Source organism: Sessilibacter corallicola (assembly GCF_021290925.1).
Classification (GTDB): domain Bacteria; phylum Pseudomonadota; class Gammaproteobacteria; order Pseudomonadales; family Cellvibrionaceae; genus Sessilibacter; species Sessilibacter corallicola.
Window position 1 is genome coordinate 289,365 of record NZ_JAJSLX010000003.1, and the last position, 20,315, is coordinate 309,679.

A 20,315-nucleotide genomic window follows, 5' to 3' on the forward strand; every position below is an offset into this window, starting at 1 on the left:
TCAGTCTTCAAACAATGAATCCCACTCGTCATCACTAGGAATATTATATTCGCTCCCCCGATCTTTATAATGCTGCCTAATCTCTTTGGAACGTTGCTTCTCAGATAGCTCAGAATCTACTTTGTGTCTAGTGTGATTACCATCCAAGCGATGCACTCTAGCTTCCAATTCATCCATAACACCGTCATTATACTCTATTGATTTTTGCTGTCGGTGGTGCGCCTCAATATTTGCAGTACCATGCTCTTTTTTCGTTCTCGGACCTTTTCCTTTTCTCATCCGTTCGATTTCAACTATTGATTCAGGCGTATACCTGACCGGTGGAACGTCCATATCCGGGTCAGGATTAGGATAATTTGAAGGTGTATAGGGTGAATTATTCGGCCTATTATCGATCGCAACATTCGTGCTTGCTTTTACCTTTCCTGGATATGCCCTTTCAATAACTTGGGCTTGCCCTTGAGTAAGTACTGAAAACTCACCTTCATTCAGACGCTTTAATTTGGCATACGTGTCAATTTGAGAAATCTTTCCTGCCTCTTGAGCGGAAAGCCCTTCCGCACGTAACGCCTTATAGCGCTCGTACCGCTCTTTACACACCAACCCCAGCGGATCAATCCACCCAACCGGATTCGGCGCATACTGATAATTATTCAATCCCCCCAATAACCCAATGGGGTCTTGTTGGGTAAACTGACCAGTATTGGGATTGTAATACCGATGGCGATTGTAGTGTAACCCAGTTTCTTGGTCGAAGTATTGGCCTTGAAATCTTAGATTATTTTCTACTTCATCGACGTCTTTTAGCGCTAGATTACCGTAGGTTTTGTATCTGGCACTCCAAACAATACTGCCGTCATTTGCCGTCAGTTCTTTCGGGGTGCCTAGGTGATCAAGGTGGTAGTGGTAAATGTTGCTGTTTTGGATCTGAGCCAGCGGTTTAAAGCTGTATGGCTCAAAGACGTAGATTTTTGATTGATCGTTGTTTTGAGTTTCACTGAGTAATACGTCGTCATTCCACAGAAATTGGGTTTCTTGTTCTGCACTGATCTTTTTGGTTCTGCGGCCTAGAGCGTCGTATTGGTATTGGATTTTGTTACCACAGCTTTCCACTTCCACCAGTTGGTTTTGAGCGTTGTAACGGAATTCGGTGATGAGCTTGCCGTTTTTACCTCTCGCTTCTTTGATTAAATTACCGCGTTGGTCGTAGGTAAAGTGTCTGTCACCTTGGAAGGCCAAACGGTTGCCTTGGGCTTGTTTTTGTTCGCGGGCTTTGTCGAGTGATACGACGTTGCTGTCTGCAAATTCTTGAGTATTTTCTGTCGTGTTATTTGGCTCAGCGCTTTGCTGAATCAGATTATTGGCTGGGTCAAAGTCGAATTGTTCGTTTACAAAGCTTTCGACTTCTTTGAGGCGATCAATAGCGTCATAAAAATAACGAGTACTGCCTTTGTTGAGGTCGTCGATGCCTTCGAGGTTACCGGATTTGGTGTAGTGGTAGTTACGCTGGATGACGGCGTGTTTTTGGCTTTGGCTGAGTACGCGATGTTCCGATAAACGGCCCATGGCGTCGTAGTCGTATTCGGTTTTAAGCTGACCTTGTTGACGTTCACTGATCAACCCCAGTGGGTTATGTTTTAGCTCGGTGATTAGGTGTTCATTGCCGGTGATGTCGGTGTAGCACGCGGCTTGTAACTGGCCAATGGCGTTAAAGGCGTAATTGAGCGCTTCGCCAGATGGCAGTTGGGTTTGGGTGCGCAAACCTTGGCTGTTGTATTGGTGGCGAAGGGTTTGGTTGCCTTGTTGTTCTTCGATTAATCGCCCGAGAGAATCGTAATGAAAGCTGAGTGTTTGGCTCTGATTGTTGGCTTGGGTTAATCGGCCTGCGTTGTCGTAGGCGAAGGTGCTGATGTCGCCGTCGGGGCTGTGTTTTTCGTTGAGCCTTCCGAGTACATCACGGGTAAAACGGGTGGTGACTTGCTCTGCTTGATGAGAATTACTTGGGCTGCCGTCGATATGGGCAACCAGGAAACCAGCCTTGTCGTATTGGTAGCGTTGTTCGCGCCCATCAAATCCGATTTCTCGTACCAAACGTTCGTTGAGGTCGTATTCCAGTGTGTAGCGTTCACCGTTTTCGTTGATTAACCCGGTGAGGTTGCGTTCTTGGTCGTATTCATAGTGGACGGCTTGGCCGTTGGGTAACACTTTTTTCGTGACTTGAGCCAAACCTTCGTAGAAGTATTCGGTGGTGCGGCCGCCAACGTCGGTGTAACGCACCAGTTGGTCGTTTGCGTTATAGGTAAATCGGGTAACACCACCAGTGGGGTCTATGGCGAGGGTCACATTGCCATTGCCGTCGTAGCGGTATTGGTTGATACCTAGCGGCGTCGAAACTTCGGTGATGTTACCAAAATTGTCGTAGCGATATTGAGTGGATTGGCCATCGGGTTTGATTTCTTCAATGAGTTGACCGCGCTCGTCCCAGGTCAGCATTTGGCTGACATTAACGCCATCACTGCCCGCTCGCGTAATTTGAATTGGCAAACCTTGAGCATTGTATTGATACTCAATGGTGTTGCCTTCGGGATCGGTTTGGCGTTTTAACAGGCCAGCTTCGGTGTATTCCTGTTGCCATTGATTGCCCGAGGCATCGGTGATTTGGCTGAGTTGTTGGTGTTCGTTGTAGGTAAAGTTTTGGGTTTGATTCAGCGCGTTGGCAACTTGAATTAAATCGCCGTCATCGTTGTAGCGGTATTGAGTGACTTCGCCATTGGGATTACGCGTACTGAGCAGTCGGCCGTAGTCATCGTAGTTGTTAAGAGTTTCGCCGCCTTCGGCATCGGTCTCGCGGATGATTTGGCCGCGATTATTGTATTGGTAATTTAAAACCCCGCCGTTACTGTCGATGGCTTTCGAGCGTTTGTTTTTATCGTCCCACTCGAAGCGGTAATCGTATTGGTGTTTATCGCCCCATTGGCGAGTGCACTTAGCGTCTGGGGTAAATTTGTCCCATTCGAAGTAAAAACTGAAGCCGGTTTTTAGGGTACGCTTGGTAAAAATGTGGTTGGTGTATTCGAAGTTTTCGCTGTTGCCGTTAGTGTCGGTAATAGTGATTAAATCGCCGTGTTCATCGTAGCCGTATTTAACCAGAGTACGGGTTTCAGGCTGTGTAGTTTCCCTTTTTTCTGAATCAGTATGCTCGGTGTGCTCTGAGACCAATTCAATGGCAGCAATAAGACCTTGGCCATTGTAGCTAAACGCTAAGCCTTGGCCCCAGCTTGAGGTAATGCTGTCTAATCGACGCAAAAGATCATTGTCGTAATTAAACGCTAAAGCATTGCCGACGGAATCAACCCAATGGGTGATTTTTTTTCGGGCGCCGTAACCGCGGAAATATTTATCAGGCAAGCCTTTTTGCTGAAGAATATAACCGTCGTTGGCGGCCGTGAGTCGTAAACCTTCGGCTTTATTGTTGGTGGTTTCACCCAGTTTCGGCTGAGGAATTATGATGTAACGACCTTCAGCCGTAGTGAAACGAACCCGATCGTCATCGAGTACAAACAGGTTCTCACACGCAGGATGGCCCCAGCCGAAGCCCAGCGTACGATTGCGTGGGTTGGTGGTGCGATAGGTGCGCTTCCAAACCAATGGTAACGGGCCTTTGAAAATAAAGTCCTGCTGTTCTAGCAGTTCTTCACCCGTGACCATGCTGATGGGTTCACCGTTAGTGCAAGTTTTTTTGGTAGGAGGACATTTCTTACCTGTTTCTGTACCACCACCATTGTTGTCTTTTGTATTCGACTCTTTCGGATTCTGGTTACTGGTCCTACTATGCGAATCTCTAACAGGATCAACGTTGGTGACAACTACAGGCTCTCCAGTGACCCAATCTTCGACGCCAGCTTTGTTCGATTTGCCACTGTTTTCTTCTAGCAGCTTATTACGGCGTTTAAGAACTTTGACGTACTCAACCACCAGCTCGCCAACTTCAGCAAAGATCTTCGCGTATCGAGCTTTGGAAGCCGTTACGGCAACGGCGCCAACACCACCGGTAACGGCCGCTAAAATAACCGCTAGAATAATTTCAAAAGCAGCGCCACCGGCAAACTCCACAAGTTCTGTACTGTGTTGGGCTCGCACATAATCTTTGGCAAACTTTACAAAAACAGGTCGAATATCATTATCGCTGTATATAAGCTCAGTAAACTCAAATGCAGTAGCGAGTTGCCCCTCAGTAACCTTAGTTGGATCAAAACCTAAAACGTCGACCAACTCTTTTTTAGCCCCAGTAATAAATTCCTGGTTTGTTTTTTCAAGTTCTTCTGATGATAACCTACCCGACTCGATGGCGTTTCTGGTTGCAAGATAGGCATATCGAACCGGACTAGAATAAATCGCAGCTTCGCCAACATCTTTAACCCACACAGCCAATCCTTTGGCAAATTTGTATGAACCCATAAAGAAACCGCCAATCTGGACAATTGCTTTATCAAGGCGATCTAATTTTTGATATTCAGCATCAAAACGAGCCGCTTCCTGCTTCTCTTTGATGAGGATTTTATTCAGCGCGTGCCCGATTTTATTTTTTAGGTCACCACTCAGTTCTTCATTTTCGTAATTACTCAGTGGTGCAGGATCAACAACAATACGCTTACTGATAAAAGCTAAAAATAGAGGTTTACCAATGCCATCATCAAATTGATAGCGAATAGTGTAGAGATTAATGTCATCGTGTTTTGCAATGGGAGAAGCAGGCTCGCGAGAAACCCCATTGCCTTGAGGAAATTCTTTTTGTTCGACAAAAGGATCAATCGGACGACCAATACCGAAAAAATGACGATAGATTATGTGTTGAGTTTCGCGGTCAAATGAGTGCAGTAAACGTATAGCCTCAGCAGCGCTGGGTCCGCCAGAGGTTGGTGTGGAAGTACCGAATCCTGGTCTGAGCAGGTAACGCTCGCCATCTTTACCTTTTGCGTGCAGGTCAAACATACTGTCCTTAGTCTCTTGTGCGGGCCTAACTCCGAACCACCGATGAAAAGGAACCTCTGATTAACTCTTCCCGAATCCCGTTCAAACTACCTAACTCAAACGAACTGGTGTTGACGAGTTTATAACGCACAATCACTATTTTTCTGTAACTCTTTCACAGAATTTTTAGACGTAAGTAAGTTTTAGCCCCATAAATGATTTAAATTAATGACAAATATTTCCATTATTTCTCTTGGCTATTAAGCAAGGTATTTAATAAGCAACAAAATCAGCAGTAGCCGTGGTTTGCTCTTGTTTTCGCACTGGATTCAATAAAAACAAAAAGCTCAGTACAAAAATAATCGCGCACGCATAAAGCATATTTGAAAAATTATCGTCGTTTAAAAGGAATGACGCTAATAAAGGTCCGGTAGCAAATCCTAATGACGCGACAACAGACGCAATAGTTGATAAGCGGCCGCTGGTATCGAGTTCTGCGGTTACGGCTAATAAATACGATTGGACAGCAGTCCAAGAAAAGAACAGTAACGACATAGCCGTTATGTACAAGGTGACAATATGAGAGAAGTTCAACAGTACGGCCGATGCAGTTGATAACACCATGCCAGCGACAACCCAAAATAAGCGCCCCGCTCTGTTACCGTTGATGATGGGTAACATGGCGCCAGCGATACCGAGAAGTCCGGTTGCACCAATATATAAGTTAACATTTTCATTGCTGATTTCAGCTCGCAAGCCAATTAATCCAACGTAAGCCCAAATTGCGTTGGCAGCGATTTGATAAAAAGCGATGGCTAGAAGTAATAACAGGCTTCGTCCAAAGATATTTTTATTGGCTGCTACAGTGGGTGTTGCTGGTGCGATGTCGGTCGGTAATTTCGGTAAGCAAAACATAAAAATCAAGCTTAAAAAGACAAGCCCGGCCATGACAAAAAATACGGAATAACCACCGAGCACAGATTCTAAGCTCGGCAGCACAAACATAACCATCGGGCCGATGCTGAACTGAATAAACAGCAATAAACCAAAGGCACGATCAGGATCATCTTGTCGCGCTAAAATAGAAAAAGCGAAACCCACACACAAACCACCCAACACGCCAGACAGAAATCGCCAACCCAGCATTACGGAATAATCTGAAATCCACACAGTGCACACATCAACCGCCACCAACACCGCCATCGTGATCATCATGATGGTTTTCCACGGGAATCGGCGTACTAAGAATATGGCAATTGAGCTGCCTAATATGCCGCCGTAACCATTAAATGCCACGATCTGGCCCGCTTCTGAGTCGTTAAAACCAATGCTGCCTGCCAGCGCATTGACAACACCTGGCATAAAGTTAATGTACGACAACCCGGCCATTGCAATAAACGCGAGCAAAATATAGGTGAGTAGACTGTTCGAATCGGTCTTGTCAGGCATGGGTGCTTACACTCGTTTGAAACAACTGGAATATTAGTTTCGGATTCTACGGCGCAAACGCACTTTGAAAAACCGCACGTTATCCCAAAGAGTCGTGAAAATTGTTCATGAATATTCTTGTTATACTCGCCGCATGGATAAGCTCAGAACCCTAGAGATTTTTATCGCCACCTGCGATGGCGGTACCTTCGCGGCCGCGGCAAAACTGTGCTGCAGTGACCCTTCGACTGTAAGTAAAGCCATCAGTCGGTTGGAAGCCCAGCTCGGATTTACTTTGTTTCATCGTTCAACTCGGCAACTGCGCGTGACCAAAGCCGGTCGGCATTACGCCCGTGCCGTAAGGAAGATGATTCAAGATCTTTCGTCGTGCGAAAACGAGTTAAAGCACGTTAACGATACCTGCCAAGGCACGCTGCGTATTAATTGCGCCGTGTGTTACGGCCATCTTTATCTGCGCCCATTGCTAAAAGAATTTTGCCAGCAGTATCCAGAAATAAAATTAGAACTTGAAATTAACGATCTTCACGTTGATATCATTGAATCGGAAATAGATGTTGCCATACGTACCGGTTATATCGAAGACAGCCGCCTGGTTGCCAGACGTCTCAGCCCGATGGATTTTTTAATTTGTGCCGCACCGGATTATTTGGCTCAAAATGGCGTACCTAAAAATCGTGAAGATTTTCATCAGCATTCTTGGATTGGTTTTCGTATAAAAGAATCTCTGCAATTACAGCCCATTTTTTTACCCGATGAATACGGCGAATATTTACCGTACGAATTAGAACGTCATCATATTACCGATGATGGCGAAGCCATGGCGCATTTATGTATGGATGGTTTTGGCTTTGCTCAGTTACCACATTTTTTAGCAAAACACGGGTTAGATACCGGCGAGTTAATTTCTCCCTACCCGTATTTTAGGCCACCACAACCCGACAACGGCGTTTTTGCTATTTATCCAAAACGCGATTATTTACCCGCTAGAGTCCGTATTTTTGTCGAATTTATGACAAACGCCTTGGCAATCCGAGGTGAAAATGCAAATAATACTTGGGCAAGTGAATTAAAAGTAAGTTAAACGCGTGTATGTTAAATAAATAACAAGTACGCATGTTTTATTGAAAGAATGATTATGAAGAAAAATTGGAATTTTATTGCCAGTGCGTTTTTTACGTTTTTAGTCGCGGTTTATCACGTCGCTGTTGTTATTGGCGGAGCCGATTGGTACCGCGCTTCCGGTGCCGGTGAAGAACTAGCGGCTATGGCCGAAGCCGGATCTTTATACCCTCCTATTTTAGGTTCAATACTGGTATTAATCTTTTTAAGCTGGTCTTTTTATGCGCTATCTGGAGCGGGCATTATTTTAAGACTGCCATTTTTAAAGTTTGTATTAATTGCTATATCAACAGTATTTATCATAAGAGGCGTATACGGCTTTTTTGTCCCGGTTATTGTTCAAACGGAATACGTTGCCAGTATGGGAACTTCGTTTTGGGTGGGAACGTCGTTAATGTCACTTACCATCGGTTTAAGTTACTTAACCGGGCTTAGAAAGAATTGGGCCTATATTGCGAAAAAAAGTTGCTAAAAGCAGTTAATAAAGCGCTAAAAAAAGCCCGAATCATAGGAGTTAAACTATGTTCGGGCAAAAGGATACACCTAATTGCTAGTTAAGGGGAAACAGTATTTAAGAAGGTTATTAACTCTTCTTTTGTCGGTGGATTGCATCCCTGGCGCATAACGTTTAAGGCAGAGCACGCACAACCTTGGTGAAGTGCCTCTGCAATTTTAGATTCAGGTAGTGCTTGCAGAGCCGTCGGATTTAAACAGCCGCTTTCATAAAAAGACGTTAATATTCCAGCTTGAAAACAATCGCCTGCGCCAACAGTGTCGGTAACTTGATCAAGTTTAAATCCTGGGTGGCGTACAAACTCTGAACCATTAAAGGCAATAGCGCCTTCAGATCCCAAGGTAACAGCTGAAACCCCACCTTTCATTGCCGACATCAGTTGTTCACATAATTGTTCTGGGGATCCTTTGAGCCCGAGAAACTCAAGATCTTCATCGCTGGCTTTTATAATGTCACACAACGGAATAATGGATTTAACGGCGTTGATATAATTTTGAGTATTGTCAACCACACCTGGGCGTGTATTAATATCAACACTAACTGTAATTCCACGCTCACGAGCGTTTAAAAGAATTTGACGAATTTTTTCAATGTCGGCCGGAACGATAGCCAAAGAGCCAGTGTGAATTACTGTTAAATCATGCGGCATTTTAGCTAAAATAGCTTCTACCGAAAAATCTCGATCAGCAACGCCTTCGCGGTACAGGCTATACGCGGGTTGACCAGCTTTATTTTTGCTAACTACGGCCAATGATGTGGGCTTGGATGAGCGTGTAGACGAACTGATTTGAACATTGTCATTCGCGAGTGTTTCGCACAGTAAATCTCCGAACCTATCTTTCGATAACGGAGCAAGATAAACGCTAGGGCTTTGCAAACGGCCGACAGCTCGCGCCACATTAAAGGGAGAACCTCCCACTAACGGCTGCAATGTGCCGTTATCCAAAGGTATCATATCGATTAATGATTCGCCGATTATACCGATACTCACTCGAAAACCTCGTTTTTAGTTTGTTTTTCAAAAGTACTGAGTTGGCTCTTACGATGATAGGCATCCAACGTTTTGGCAACGCCCTCAGAACCCAATTGAATGTAATAACTGTTAAACAATTGAACAAAGCGATCGCTTTTTATTATTTCACGACCAAAAATATCGTTTAACTCTAAAAACTTATCGATCGATTGATTATCGTTTTTGATAATATTTTGTAATTTTATACTTGCAGGGTCAGATTCAATTTTTTCACATTTATTGTCATTTAGTAGGTAGCGTGCCCAACTGGCGACAATTAATGCGGTTCGATCTAACGATAAATTAGTTGAAATCAAGTCATTAATTATCGGAATTAAAAATTTCGGTATTTTGTTCTGTCCATCTAAGCATAATCGCTCTATTTGATCGCCAATTTTTTGATTCGAAAAACGAGATATCAATAAGCGTTTGTAATCTTCAATGTTTATTTCTTTTAGATCGCCCAGCGTTGGCGTCACATCTTGGTCCATAAAGTCTCGGATAAATCTTAATAAACTGTTATCTGCCATAACTTCATGAACAAATTGGTAACCTGATAAATACCCCAAATACGCCATTGCTGTATGGCTTGCATTCAACAAACGTATTTTAGCCAATTCGTAAGGTCTAACATCCGATGTAAACTGAACACCGACGCGTTCCCATTCTGGTCGCTCATTGCAAAAATTGTCTTCAATAACCCACTGGCTGAAAGGCTCACACACAACCGGCCAATAATCATCGAGTTGATAAGCGTTGCTCAACCACCGCTTATGCGTTTCACTGGTGGTTGGCGTTATTCTATCTACCATGCTATTTGGAAAAGTTACGTTGTCGGCAATCCAACGTTTTAGTGTCAAATCATACAATTCAACAAAGCTTAATAACGCTTTTTTAATAACATCGCCGTTGTGCGGAAGATTATCGCAAGAAACCACGGTAAAGGGCTTAATGCCAAGCTTTCTTCTACGATTTAATGCCATTGATAAGTAGCCAAAAACGGTTTTAGGTGTTCTTGGATTCAGTAAATCATAAGCAACGTCAGGGTGATGGGTATTAAATTGTCCGGTGCTATCGTCAATGTTATAGCCCCCTTCTGTTATCGTGAGTGATACTATTTTAATGGTTGGATCGCTCAGTTTTTCTAACACAGCTTCGGGGTTTTCTGGTGCAAATAAAAATTCATTAATCGCACCAATAATAGAAACATTGTTATCTTGGTTGTGACTTAGTTCTACCACCGAATAAAGATAATCCTGATTTTTTAATGCTTGCTGCATTTTTTTATCGGAATCTCTTAACCCTACACCACAAATTCCCCAAGTAGAATCGCACCCAGGCTGCATTAACAAATTGTTGGTATACACTGCTTGGTGGGCACGATGAAATCCACCCACCCCGATATGGACAATTCCTTGTGTTAAGGTAGTTTTATCGTAATTAGGTATTTTCAACTGACTGTCCAGCTGGTACAGAGTCGAATGCTGTAATTTCATAAGCTTCCTCGAAATTGAAAGTCAGCAGAAAATGGCAATATATAAGCGTGCTTGGAATGTACTCTGATCGTTTAAATAAATTTGCTACATGTTGTAGATCAGAGATTTAGAGCACAATCGTACCGGCCAATCCATTCTAAAATTGCTTTAGAACGGATGAATTGGCCGGAGTACTTGAAATTAATTAAGCAGCCGATCGATTTAATTTATACAGAGATTGGCCGTCGTTGTTAAAGACATGGCAATGGCGTAGATCCACTTGTAATCCAACAGTGTCTCCATACTTGCCCTGATAATAACCTGGGGTGCGTACCGTCAACTGTTCATTGGCATCGGTATTTACGTAACAATACGTATCGCTGCCTAGATGTTCGGAAACGTCTAAACGCCCGGTAAAATTACTGTTGTTCTTGTCGGTTATCTGAATATGTTCCGGGCGAATACCAACTGTGACTGTGCTGCCTTTTGCAATTCCATCACTAGATACCGGAATGCACATGTCGACGCCGGACGATAATTCTACGGTTAAACCCAATGAATTTGCCGATATTACTTTGGCTTGTAAAAAACTCATTTTCGGCATACCGAGAAAACCCGCTACAAAAATATTTGTCGGATTGTGGTAAAGCTCCATGGGTGAACCCACTTGCTCAATACGACCTTTATTAAGCACTACTACTTTGTCGGCTAAGGTCATCGCTTCCACTTGATCATGAGTTACATAAATCATGGTGGCTTTTAAATCATGGTGCAAACGTGCAAGCTCTATACGCATTTGAACTCTTAATGCGGCGTCTAGGTTCGATAACGGTTCGTCAAACAAAAATACTTTGGGGTGGCGAACAATGGACCGGCCTATAGCAACACGTTGACGTTGACCGCCGGAAAGTTCTTTCGGTTTCCGATCTAACAAGGCATCGAGTTCTAATATCTTTGCCGCGTCCATTATTTTTTTATCGATAATATGTTTGGGTTGTTTCGCAAGTTTAAGAGCAAACGCCATATTTTCTCGCACTGACATGTGCGGATACAAGGCGTAGCTCTGAAAAACCATCGCTAAATCGCGTTTTGCTGGAGCCGCATCGGTAATGTCTTTATCATCGATAAAAATATTACCGCCGCTCACTTCTTCTAATCCCGCAATGGAACGCAATAAGGTTGATTTACCACAACCTGATGGTCCCACAAACACAACAAATTCATTGTCGTATATATTGAGGTTGATGCCTTTTAGAATCTCAACATCGCCGTAAGACTTTTTTAGATCTTTTATTGTTAATTTAGCCATAGTCAGATACCTCTATTATTTAACCGCGCCAAATGAAAGGCCACGTACTAACTGTTTTTGGCTGATCCAACCGAATATTAATATAGGCGCACAGGCCAAGGTCGAAACTGCGGATAATTTTGCCCAGAACAATCCTTCAGGGCTTGAATACGATGCAATTAATGCGGTTAACGGGGCCGCTTGAGACGCGGTAAGGTTCAACGACCAAAACGCTTCATTCCAACTCAAAATAAGAGACAGTAACACCGTTGAAGCTAATCCCCCTTTACTCATGGGTAACAACACCTGCCAAATTTCTTGGAATAAGGTTGCGCCATCCATACGGGCAGCTTCGAGAACATCTTTAGGGATTTCTTTAAAATAGGTGTAAACCATCCAAATCATAATCGGTAAATTAATCAACGTATAAATAATGATTAATCCGGTGCGCGTATCGAGTAAACTCAGGTTTTTAAACAACAGATAAATGGGTACTAGCACGCCGACAGACGGCAACATTTTTGTTGATAGCATCCAAAGTAAAATAGATTTGGTGCGCTTGGTTTCGTAAAACACCATTGAATAAGCCGCAGGAATAGCCAACAGCATGCCAATAGCTGTAGAGCCAAATGACACCACGACAGAATTCCATGCAAATCGCAGATAATCACTACGTTCGTTTACCAATGTATAATTTTCTAAGGTTGGTGTGAAAAACAGTTGCGGTGGAGTTGCAAAGGCATCAATTTCTGTTTTAAAGCTGGTTAAAATCATCCAAAAAATAGGAAAGAAAATAACAAGCGCTACACCCCAAGCAAGTAGGCCGATTAAAACTGTATTAAGCTGTTTGCCCTGTTTGATACTAAGCATATCGCCCTCTCCTTTAATTCTTTTCAGTTAAACTTTTGCCGACTAATCTGACTAAGAAAAAAGCGGCTATATTGGCGAGTATTACGGCGATTAATCCGCCAGCAGATGCAAGACCGACATCAAATTGCAGCAAGGCTTGGCTGTAAATCAAATACGCTAAATTTGTTGTCTCGTATCCTGGGCCGCCGCTGGTGGTGGTAAAGATTTCAGCAAAAATCGATAACAAGAAAATTGTCTCGATCATGACCACCACCGAAATGGGCCGTGCCAAATGTGGTAACGTTAAATGAAAGAATATGTCAACCGGGCCTGCGCCATCGAGCCGGGCCGCTTCTTGCTGTTCTTGATCTAACGATTGTAACGCCGTCATTAATAGCAGTATGGCAAATGGCAGCCACTGCCAAGAAACAATCATAATGATGGAAAACAGCGGGTATTCGGTGAACCAGTCAACGGGTTCGGCGCCAAAAAATGTCCACATGGCTGCAAACACACCCGAGACAGGATGTAACAATAAGTTTTTCCACACCAATGCATTCACTGTCGGCATAATAAAAAATGGGGATATCAGCATCACCCGAACAATGCCTCGTCCCCAAAAAGCCTGATTAACGACAACGGATATTAATACACCCAATACGACGGTAATCAGTAATACCGAGCCGACTAACAACAGTGTGTTGCTCATTCCCGCAGCAAAGCTCTCGTCAGTGACGAAAAACTCAAAATTTTCTAACCCAACAAATTCGTTTTCTCCGGGATACAAAAGATTGAATCGAATCAACGAAAAATAGATGGTCATCGACAGTGGTATCAGCATCCAAGCCAATAACAATAAAACAGAGGGTGACACTAAGTAGCGGCTGATTTTTGCGTTTTGTTTTGCAATTCCCATGACACCACTCTCGCCTTTCTTGCCCGATTTAATATCACTCACTTTTAGGGTAGTTGTATTCATAGTACTTCTCATTGAACCGGTGCAATGTAATTAAATAAAAGAATCAATTTTTACAGAGAGTTGCTTTGGAGGAATGCAATTCCATCGACTAGAATTGCATTCCTTTCTTTAAATAGATATTTCCAGAGTGTGTTTAAAAACTAGCGGTAATAACGAGCCCGTTTCATTTCACGAGTGGTGATTTTTTGAGAACTTTTTAACGCCTGCTCCACAGTCATTGATCCTGCCAAGGCACCCGACATTAACTTACCAACCTGCGTAGCAATGGCTTGAAATTCTGGAATTGCCGCAAACTGAACGCCAATGTAAGGCTTTGGCTTTAGCGTTGAATTATTAGGATCCGCAAGGCTCATGGCCTCTAGAGTTTTTGCTGCAAACGGAGCCGCTTGCATGTATTGTTGATTCGCGTATGTCGATTGACGTGAGCCCGGAGGAATCGCAGCGATGCCATTGCGCTGTGCAATTAATTCACTGTACTCTTTTGACGTTGCCCAATAAATGAAGGTTTTGGCAGCCTCTTTTGCGTTCGAGCTGTCCGGTATGGCTAACGCCCAAGACCACAACCAACCCGCACCTTTGTCGGTGACTTGAGTCGGAGCTAACGCAAATCCTACTTTATCGGTCACTTCACTTTGCGTGGCGTCGGTGACAAACGATCCGGCAACCGTAGAGTCCATCCACATAGCGCATTTGCCACTGCTGAATAACGCTAGGTTTTCGTTAAATCCATTTGAAGAGGCACCCGGCGGGCCATAGTTACTGAGCAAGTCTACGTAAAAATTAACGGCAGAAGTCCACTCTTTTCCGGTAAATTCAGGTTTCCAGTTTTCATCAAACCAACGTCCGCCAAATGTGTTAACCATTGTGGTGAGAAACGCCATGTTCTCTCCCCACCCTGCCTTACCACGCAAACAAATACCGTATTGCCCCTGCTCGGGTTCGTGCAACACTTTTGCGAACGATCTAATTTGCGTCCAGGTCGGTTGTTCTGGCATCTCCAGCCCGGCCTGCTCAAATAAATCAGTACGGTAATAAGTCATTGAGCTTTCGGCATAAAACGGCAACGCGTAAAGAGTACCGTCTACAGACAATCCGTTGCGCACGGAGGGAAAAATATCGTCGACATCGTAACTTTCTGGGACCGAACTCATGGGTTCTAACCAGCCTTTCTCACCCCAGATGGGTGCTTCGTACATTCCTATTGTCATTACATCGAACTGACCGCCTTTGGTGGCAATATCGGTGGTTAAGCGCTGGCGCAGCACGTTCTCTTCTAGAACGACCCATTCTAGGTCGATGTCTGGATACGCTTTTTCAAACTCTTTGGTTAACCCTTGCATACGCACCATGTCACCGTTATTGACCGTGCCGATAGTTACCTTGGTGGCCGCGTGGGTTAAGGGAATGGATGCAGCAAGACCTGCTGCAATTACTGCAGAAATAATACGATTCATACTGTTGTTTGCCTCTAATTATTATTATTGATTCTTAAATTATTATTAGCTGATAAAAACGATCTTTAATACTGATATTTCCATCATCAGTTGTTCACTTAACAGTTCAACTTTTGACAGATCATGTAATGACTAGAGCAACCATTACAACGTTATTCGTCAAAACAAACAAATACCCTTCGAATTTATTTTATGTACTATTTTGCCTCCTTTACCACATCAAGAATGAACATTTTTTACACACATAACGGTAAGGCATTGATTTATCTATAAATAATTATCTGTAGTAAAAGTCGATAAAGTATCTATAATAATGCTCTTGTTGGTTAATTAAGACTTAAAACAAAAGCCCTAAACTGACGTTCGCACTTTTAAATAAAGATAATAACGACTTAGTTAAACCATAAAAATTCTGGCCAATCTTACGATGACTCAGGCACACGGCTATGCTGTTACAAGAACTCGATAAAAAAATAATGCACAGCGAAAACTTACGAATTAAACCTGAATTTGAAGTTGTTACTCAGCAAGATGACGAGTCAATTCGTTATTTAAAACACGGTGCTCCCAGTCCTCTAATTCGCTGGCATTATCATAAAGAATACGAGCTACACCTGGTTAAAGCGACTTCTGGAAAAATGTTTGTTGGTGATTACATTGGTAATTTTAGCCCAGGAAATTTAGTCTTAGCCGGCCCAGAATTACCTCATAATTGGATTAGCCATTTAGAAGATGGTGAATCTGTTCAAACGCGTGATCTAGTCATTCAATTTAGTCCTGCGTTTATAAAGTCCTGCCAACAAGTCATTCCGGAATTTAGTATTGTTGAATCTCTGTTGGAAAAATCCAAACTGGGCGTTGAATTTTTGGACCCAAGTACGGTGGATCGTGCGGCCCAGCTGTTTGAACGCATTGCCGATACCAATGGCATGAAACGAATCGTTGTCTTTTTTCAGCTGCTTGAACTCTTAGCAACTAGCAGTGATATTCGAATATTGTCGAGTAATGATCACAAGCCGTTAATAGATGACAAAAACATCGCCTGGGTTGATCACGCGGTAAAATTTATCGTAGAGAACTTTGATAAGAATCTAACGCTTGAAGAAACGGCCCAACACATGGGCATGGCGGAAACTCATTTTTCTAAATACTTTAAAAAAGCATCCGGCCACCGATTTATTGACTTTGTTAATCATCTGCGAATTCACAAAGCCTGCGAATTACTGACCCATACCGACACGCCAATTACCGATATTTGCTTCTCTGTGGGATTTAATAATATCTCTAATTTTAATCGACGTTTTTTTAAACTAAAATTAATGTCCCCGAGAGAGTACCGAAAATCGTCCCAAGCCGGGCTTTATCATCATAAAAAAGAGCCCGATTAAACAATCAGGCTCCGCAGTTAGTCTAGAAATTAAGACTAAATTGCAAACCAAGAATGACAGCGTCCTCTTCGTCATTAACCCCATTTGGGCTAACAATGTACTGAATGCTTGGCATAACTTCTATCGCCGGAGTAATAACAAAATTGTAATTCAGCTCAATGGGATATTCATCGCTTTGCACGTCGATAGATTCTACGCCTTCAAGGGCGTTAAACCGTTCCTGAGCATTAGTAATGCGGCTGCTAACGCTGTTGCGCCCCACCGCAAGGCCAACTCGGTCGTTCGGTCTCGATTTAAAAGGTCCAACGTAGAAGCCACCCAACGCAGCAACACTGCCAATTTGACTGACCTGATCGTCCGGGTTAATCAAACTTGCGAACATCCGTAAGCCACCACCCCAGGCGTTACGAGTGATTTGTTGCTCAAAATTTAAGAACCACGCGTTGTCGGTGTCTTCAATTTCTGTGATATCGCTGGTTAAACCCGACGGTAAACCAGCCGAATTGATGACATTGTTTTTATCGATACTGCTACGGGCAATACCAATGCGGTAATTACCGTCGAGGCCGTTAGCAAATTTTGCCTGGTACTCTACTTCGCTAACCAACAATGTTCCACTTTCACCGCCCGATGTTGATAATCTCAACCCTTGGCTGGTATCGGCATTTTGTGGGTTTGCGTCGTATGCGCCAACCTTAAAGTGCCAGCGCTTATCAGGCGTAAATGTTACCTGACCACCTAGCGCGCTGAGCGGATCGCCATACCAGTTACTGCTGATAAAATTCGAAGAACCGCCGCTACAGAAGGTTAAATGTTGAAAAGCACAACTTTGAGCGAAGAAATCGGAACTTGGGAAAATGCGCCCTACTTTAAACCGTAAATGATCTTTAAACAGGCGTTGGTTTAACGAAAACTGCGTTAATCGGGTAACATTACCACGGCCAAATATCTGTTGAGATTGTAATAAAAAAGGCAATTCTGCTTTATTATTAATTAATTCACCATTTCTGTTGGTGATTTCAACGATGAAGTCAGCACCCGGCCAACCCACTAATTTTTCCAAATCAAAATATGCACCTAGGAATATTTGTGCCGCATTGGCCGTCGTATTATTCTCTCCACCAGAAAAATTATGCGCCGTTTGACTGAAATAACCGACCTTATAATTAAAACCACCATTCGATAAATGTGCTCTTGGCCCACCCCAATCACCACCAATATGATTTGCTGGGCTAAAATCGTTACCGTGTGCAGAACCCGCGACAAATAGCGCAGACATTCCCAAAGAACACGTCGATAAAAACATTTTTCTTAATTTTGTTGGAAGGTATTGCTGGCATTGAACATTCATAAATATATCTCTGTTATAGTTATTTTGGTTTTTTGAATAAAGATGAAATAGAGAAAATTTCACGGCGATTAACTTTTTTTATAGTTTTTACGAAGCTTTAAAAGCCTGAATAAATACATACACCAAAGCAGTAAAGCTCAGAATCAAATCAGTCATCCATGGAATAATTGGCGCGAGATTAGATTGGCTCGGTATTTATTTTTAGTATAAGAACCCTCTTCTTGAATGCTATACAACACAAAGAGCACAACTATATGCGGGTAAAGCAATGGAAAAGTTATTAGAGTTGGGTTATTACACGTCGAATCGCGTATTGGAACAAATACTGAACGTTTTCGGTTTATGTACTTTTTTGCCAATTTTTGGAGTTAATCAGAAGTTACTTAAAGCCAGAGAGATATACGGGCAGGAATCAGTGGGTGTGATAGGTTGAAAAGTGAAAAGACGCTTTGCGTTTAAGAATAAAAAAAGCCATGACTATCGTAAATTACCCCCTCAATAGTCATGGCTAAAGGCACAGAAATGCTCGTTTTAAGGTTCCTTGTAAAAGGAAACTAGGTTTAAAATTGGCTCACCGTCTATTATCGTAATCCCGCCGAAAACAGATAATAGACGGCTGCCAAAACCTATTGCTTTTTATCTCTTGATTTTAAAAGTTTAAAAAGCACCTAATATTAAAAATAGTACGCCGTTTTTAATGTAAATTATAAATCGTCAAGCTTAAGCGAATTTTGATAACGCTTTATTAAGCTTTGTGTAGAGGCATCAAAGGTACTGCCATCAATTTCATTGTTAATAACACCAGAAATTAATGTACTGATTTTTTTGCCCAGTTCTACGCCCCACTGGTCGAATGGGTTAATATCCCAAATAACACTTTGAACAAATACTTTATGTTCATACAAGGCAATTAATGCACCCAGATTTTTTGGTGTTAGCTGGTCCATTAAAATCGTGTTGGTTGGTCGATTTCCTTCCATCACTTTATGGTGTGCAAGCTGTTCGGATTCTTCGTCACTGTAACCAATGTCTATAAATTCCTGTTTGGCTTGCTCCAAGGTTTTTCCAACCATTAAGGCATAACTTTGGCTCAAACAATTGGCAAACAAATGCGTTTGATGGTCACTGTGTTCGTGGTGCGATTTTAACGGCGCAATAAAATCCACGGGTACCAAACGCGTGCCTTGGTGCAACAATTGGTGGAAGCTGTGTTGACCATTGGTGCCTGCTTCACCCCAAATAATTGGGCCAGTTGCTTGTTTGACTTGGCCTTTGTGTGCAGCGGATTTACCGTTGCTTTCCATATCTAATTGCTGAAGATACTTTGGAAATAACCGCAAATCGTGCGCGTAAGGAATAATCGCGTGGGTATCTGCTCCCCAATAATTGGTGTACCACACACCCAATAAAGCCAAAATTACGGGCATGTTTTTCTCAAGCGGTTGCTCGGAAAAATGGCTGTCCATTTCGGCGGCACCGGCCAGTAATGCTTTGAAATTTTCCATGCCTAATCCCAAAGCGATGGGTAAACCGATGGACGACCACAGTGAATAACGTCCTCCCACCCAATCCCACATGGGAAATACATTGCGCGCATCAATACCGAATTTTACGGCGTTTTCAACGTTAGATGTTGTAGCAACAAAATGTTTTGAGACATCAACATCAGCACCCAATGCTCGGGTTAACCAATCTCTTGCGGTGGTTGCGTTGGTTAATGTTTCTAACGTCGTGAATGTTTTTGAAGCCACAACAAACAGTGTAGATTCAGGGTTCGCATATGCTAGCTTGGCTAACAAATCTGCGGCATCAACATTAGACACAAAATGACAACGGATGTTCTTTTGCTGATAAGGCTTTAATGCCTCTGTCACCATTAACGGCCCGAGGTCAGAACCCCCAATACCAATGTTAACAATATCGGTAATGGTTTTTCCGGTGGAACCGCGCCAACGACAGCTATGAATTGAATCAACAAACTCGGCCATTTTTACGTGTACGTCGTCGACTAATGCTTTTTTATCTGCCGGAGTGTTCGGCGCACCTCGTAACGCGGTGTGTAATGCTGGGCGTTTTTCGGTGTAGTTAATGGCTACACCACCGAGTAACGCTTGAATTTTTTGTTCTAAGTTTTTTTCGCGTGCGGCGTTAAATAACAAGGCCATTGCACGACTATTTACTCGATTCTTTGAGTAATCTAAATAAAGTCCAGACGCTTCGCAGGAATAATCCTCGGTACGATTAGCGTCTTCTACAAACAAACTGATTAACGACTGCGATGCTAAAACATTTTGTAATGCGAGCAGCTCGTCGTTATGGCTTAACGAGGGAATAGACATAGTTTTAGCCCGAATGAATAACCGACACAAATAGTTTTCGATACTGTTCGTAGAAATTATTATTTTTAGAAATTATCGCAGTAATCACGGTAACTGCTGAGATACACCCCCAACAGTTACCGTTGAC

14 protein-coding genes are annotated in these 20,315 nt (G+C 42.9%); 4 read left to right on the plus strand and 10 right to left on the minus strand.

Annotated features, from left to right (window positions below; translation table 11 throughout):
• Positions 1-4,992: an RHS repeat-associated core domain-containing protein gene (locus LU361_RS15630; protein WP_233089821.1), complete on the minus strand. Its 4,992-nt coding sequence runs from the start codon at positions 4,990-4,992 to the stop codon at positions 1-3.
• Positions 4,993-5,244: 252 nt separating this feature from the next.
• The gene (locus LU361_RS15635) at positions 5,245-6,420 is read right to left on the minus strand and encodes an MFS transporter (protein ID WP_233089822.1); all 1,176 of its coding nucleotides are present in this window, start codon (positions 6,418-6,420) and stop codon (positions 5,245-5,247) included.
• Between the two features lie 64 nt (positions 6,421-6,484).
• On the opposite strand from LU361_RS15635, the gene LU361_RS15640 reads away from it, so the two are divergent.
• Together LU361_RS15640 and LU361_RS15645 are read left to right on the plus strand one after the other, a co-directional pair.
• Positions 6,485-7,501, plus strand: a complete 1,017-nt coding sequence (locus LU361_RS15640; protein WP_233089823.1) for a LysR family transcriptional regulator — start codon at positions 6,485-6,487, stop codon at positions 7,499-7,501.
• A gap of 54 nt (positions 7,502-7,555) precedes the next feature.
• The gene (locus LU361_RS15645; protein WP_233089824.1) at positions 7,556-8,011 is read left to right on the plus strand and encodes a hypothetical protein; all 456 of its coding nucleotides are present in this window, start codon (positions 7,556-7,558) and stop codon (positions 8,009-8,011) included.
• An 82-nt stretch (positions 8,012-8,093) separates the two neighbouring features.
• Here the strand turns inward: LU361_RS15645 and LU361_RS15650 are convergent, their stop codons facing one another.
• The 6 genes from LU361_RS15650 to LU361_RS15675 all read right to left on the minus strand — a co-directional run bounded on the left by LU361_RS15650 (position 8,094) and on the right by LU361_RS15675 (position 15,110).
• Positions 8,094-9,044 (minus strand): carbohydrate kinase family protein, encoded by a 951-nt coding sequence (locus LU361_RS15650; RefSeq protein ID WP_233089825.1) that lies wholly within the window; start codon positions 9,042-9,044, stop codon positions 8,094-8,096.
• The gene (locus tag LU361_RS15655) at positions 9,041-10,561 is read right to left on the minus strand and encodes a mannitol dehydrogenase family protein (RefSeq protein WP_233089826.1); all 1,521 of its coding nucleotides are present in this window, start codon (positions 10,559-10,561) and stop codon (positions 9,041-9,043) included. The genes LU361_RS15650 and LU361_RS15655 overlap by 4 nt, the downstream gene beginning before the upstream one ends.
• Before the next feature lie 184 nt (positions 10,562-10,745).
• Complete coding sequence (locus LU361_RS15660) at positions 10,746-11,849, minus strand: ABC transporter ATP-binding protein (RefSeq protein ID WP_233089827.1); 1,104 nt, start codon at positions 11,847-11,849, stop codon at positions 10,746-10,748.
• Between the two features lie 15 nt (positions 11,850-11,864).
• Positions 11,865-12,698, minus strand: coding sequence for a carbohydrate ABC transporter permease (locus LU361_RS15665; RefSeq protein ID WP_233089828.1), 834 nt, complete (start codon positions 12,696-12,698; stop codon positions 11,865-11,867).
• 13 nt (positions 12,699-12,711) lie between these two features.
• Positions 12,712-13,656 carry a carbohydrate ABC transporter permease gene (locus tag LU361_RS15670; protein WP_233089829.1) on the minus strand — a complete coding sequence of 315 codons (945 nt, stop codon included), beginning with the start codon at positions 13,654-13,656 and terminating at the stop codon, positions 12,712-12,714.
• Positions 13,657-13,796: 140 nt separating this feature from the next.
• Positions 13,797-15,110 carry an ABC transporter substrate-binding protein gene (locus LU361_RS15675; protein ID WP_233089830.1) on the minus strand — a complete coding sequence of 438 codons (1,314 nt, stop codon included), beginning with the start codon at positions 15,108-15,110 and terminating at the stop codon, positions 13,797-13,799.
• A gap of 446 nt (positions 15,111-15,556) precedes the next feature.
• Here LU361_RS15675 and LU361_RS15680 point away from each other — a divergent pair, with 446 nt between their 5' ends.
• Positions 15,557-16,498 (plus strand): AraC family transcriptional regulator, encoded by a 942-nt coding sequence (locus tag LU361_RS15680; RefSeq protein WP_233089831.1) that lies wholly within the window; start codon positions 15,557-15,559, stop codon positions 16,496-16,498.
• A gap of 22 nt (positions 16,499-16,520) precedes the next feature.
• Here the strand turns inward: LU361_RS15680 and LU361_RS15685 are convergent, their stop codons facing one another.
• Complete coding sequence (locus LU361_RS15685; RefSeq protein ID WP_233089832.1) at positions 16,521-17,849, minus strand: carbohydrate porin; 1,329 nt, start codon at positions 17,847-17,849, stop codon at positions 16,521-16,523.
• Positions 17,850-18,117: 268 nt separating this feature from the next.
• Between LU361_RS15685 and LU361_RS15690 the strand changes: the two genes are divergently transcribed.
• Positions 18,118-18,282 (plus strand): hypothetical protein, encoded by a 165-nt coding sequence (locus tag LU361_RS15690; protein WP_233089833.1) that lies wholly within the window; start codon positions 18,118-18,120, stop codon positions 18,280-18,282.
• A gap of 271 nt (positions 18,283-18,553) precedes the next feature.
• On the opposite strand, the gene pgi is transcribed toward LU361_RS15690, so the two are convergent.
• On the minus strand, positions 18,554-20,188 hold the full coding sequence (gene pgi, locus LU361_RS15695; protein WP_233089834.1) for a glucose-6-phosphate isomerase: 1,635 nt from the start codon (positions 20,186-20,188) through the stop codon (positions 18,554-18,556).
• Positions 20,189-20,315 lie beyond the last annotated feature (127 nt).

What these genes read in the sequence shown, in the direction of transcription:
- LU361_RS15630 (WP_233089821.1), bottom strand. Translation starts at nt 4,992, where the DNA reads ATGTTTGACCTGCACGCAAAAGGTAAAGATGGCGAGCGTTACCTGCTC.
- LU361_RS15635 (WP_233089822.1), bottom strand. Translation starts at nt 6,420, where the DNA reads ATGCCTGACAAGACCGATTCGAACAGTCTACTCACCTATATTTTGCTC.
- LU361_RS15645 (WP_233089824.1), top strand. Translation starts at nt 7,556, where the DNA reads ATGAAGAAAAATTGGAATTTTATTGCCAGTGCGTTTTTTACGTTTTTA.
- LU361_RS15655 (WP_233089826.1), bottom strand. Translation starts at nt 10,561, where the DNA reads ATGAAATTACAGCATTCGACTCTGTACCAGCTGGACAGTCAGTTGAAA.
- LU361_RS15660 (WP_233089827.1), bottom strand. Translation starts at nt 11,849, where the DNA reads ATGGCTAAATTAACAATAAAAGATCTAAAAAAGTCTTACGGCGATGTT.
- LU361_RS15665 (WP_233089828.1), bottom strand. Translation starts at nt 12,698, where the DNA reads ATGCTTAGTATCAAACAGGGCAAACAGCTTAATACAGTTTTAATCGGC.
- LU361_RS15670 (WP_233089829.1), bottom strand. Translation starts at nt 13,656, where the DNA reads ATGAATACAACTACCCTAAAAGTGAGTGATATTAAATCGGGCAAGAAA.
- LU361_RS15675 (WP_233089830.1), bottom strand. Translation starts at nt 15,110, where the DNA reads ATGAATCGTATTATTTCTGCAGTAATTGCAGCAGGTCTTGCTGCATCC.
- LU361_RS15680 (WP_233089831.1), top strand. Translation starts at nt 15,557, where the DNA reads ATGCTGTTACAAGAACTCGATAAAAAAATAATGCACAGCGAAAACTTA.
- LU361_RS15685 (WP_233089832.1), bottom strand. Translation starts at nt 17,849, where the DNA reads ATGAATGTTCAATGCCAGCAATACCTTCCAACAAAATTAAGAAAAATG.
- LU361_RS15690 (WP_233089833.1), top strand. Translation starts at nt 18,118, where the DNA reads ATGGAAAAGTTATTAGAGTTGGGTTATTACACGTCGAATCGCGTATTG.
- pgi (WP_233089834.1), bottom strand. Translation starts at nt 20,188, where the DNA reads ATGTCTATTCCCTCGTTAAGCCATAACGACGAGCTGCTCGCATTACAA.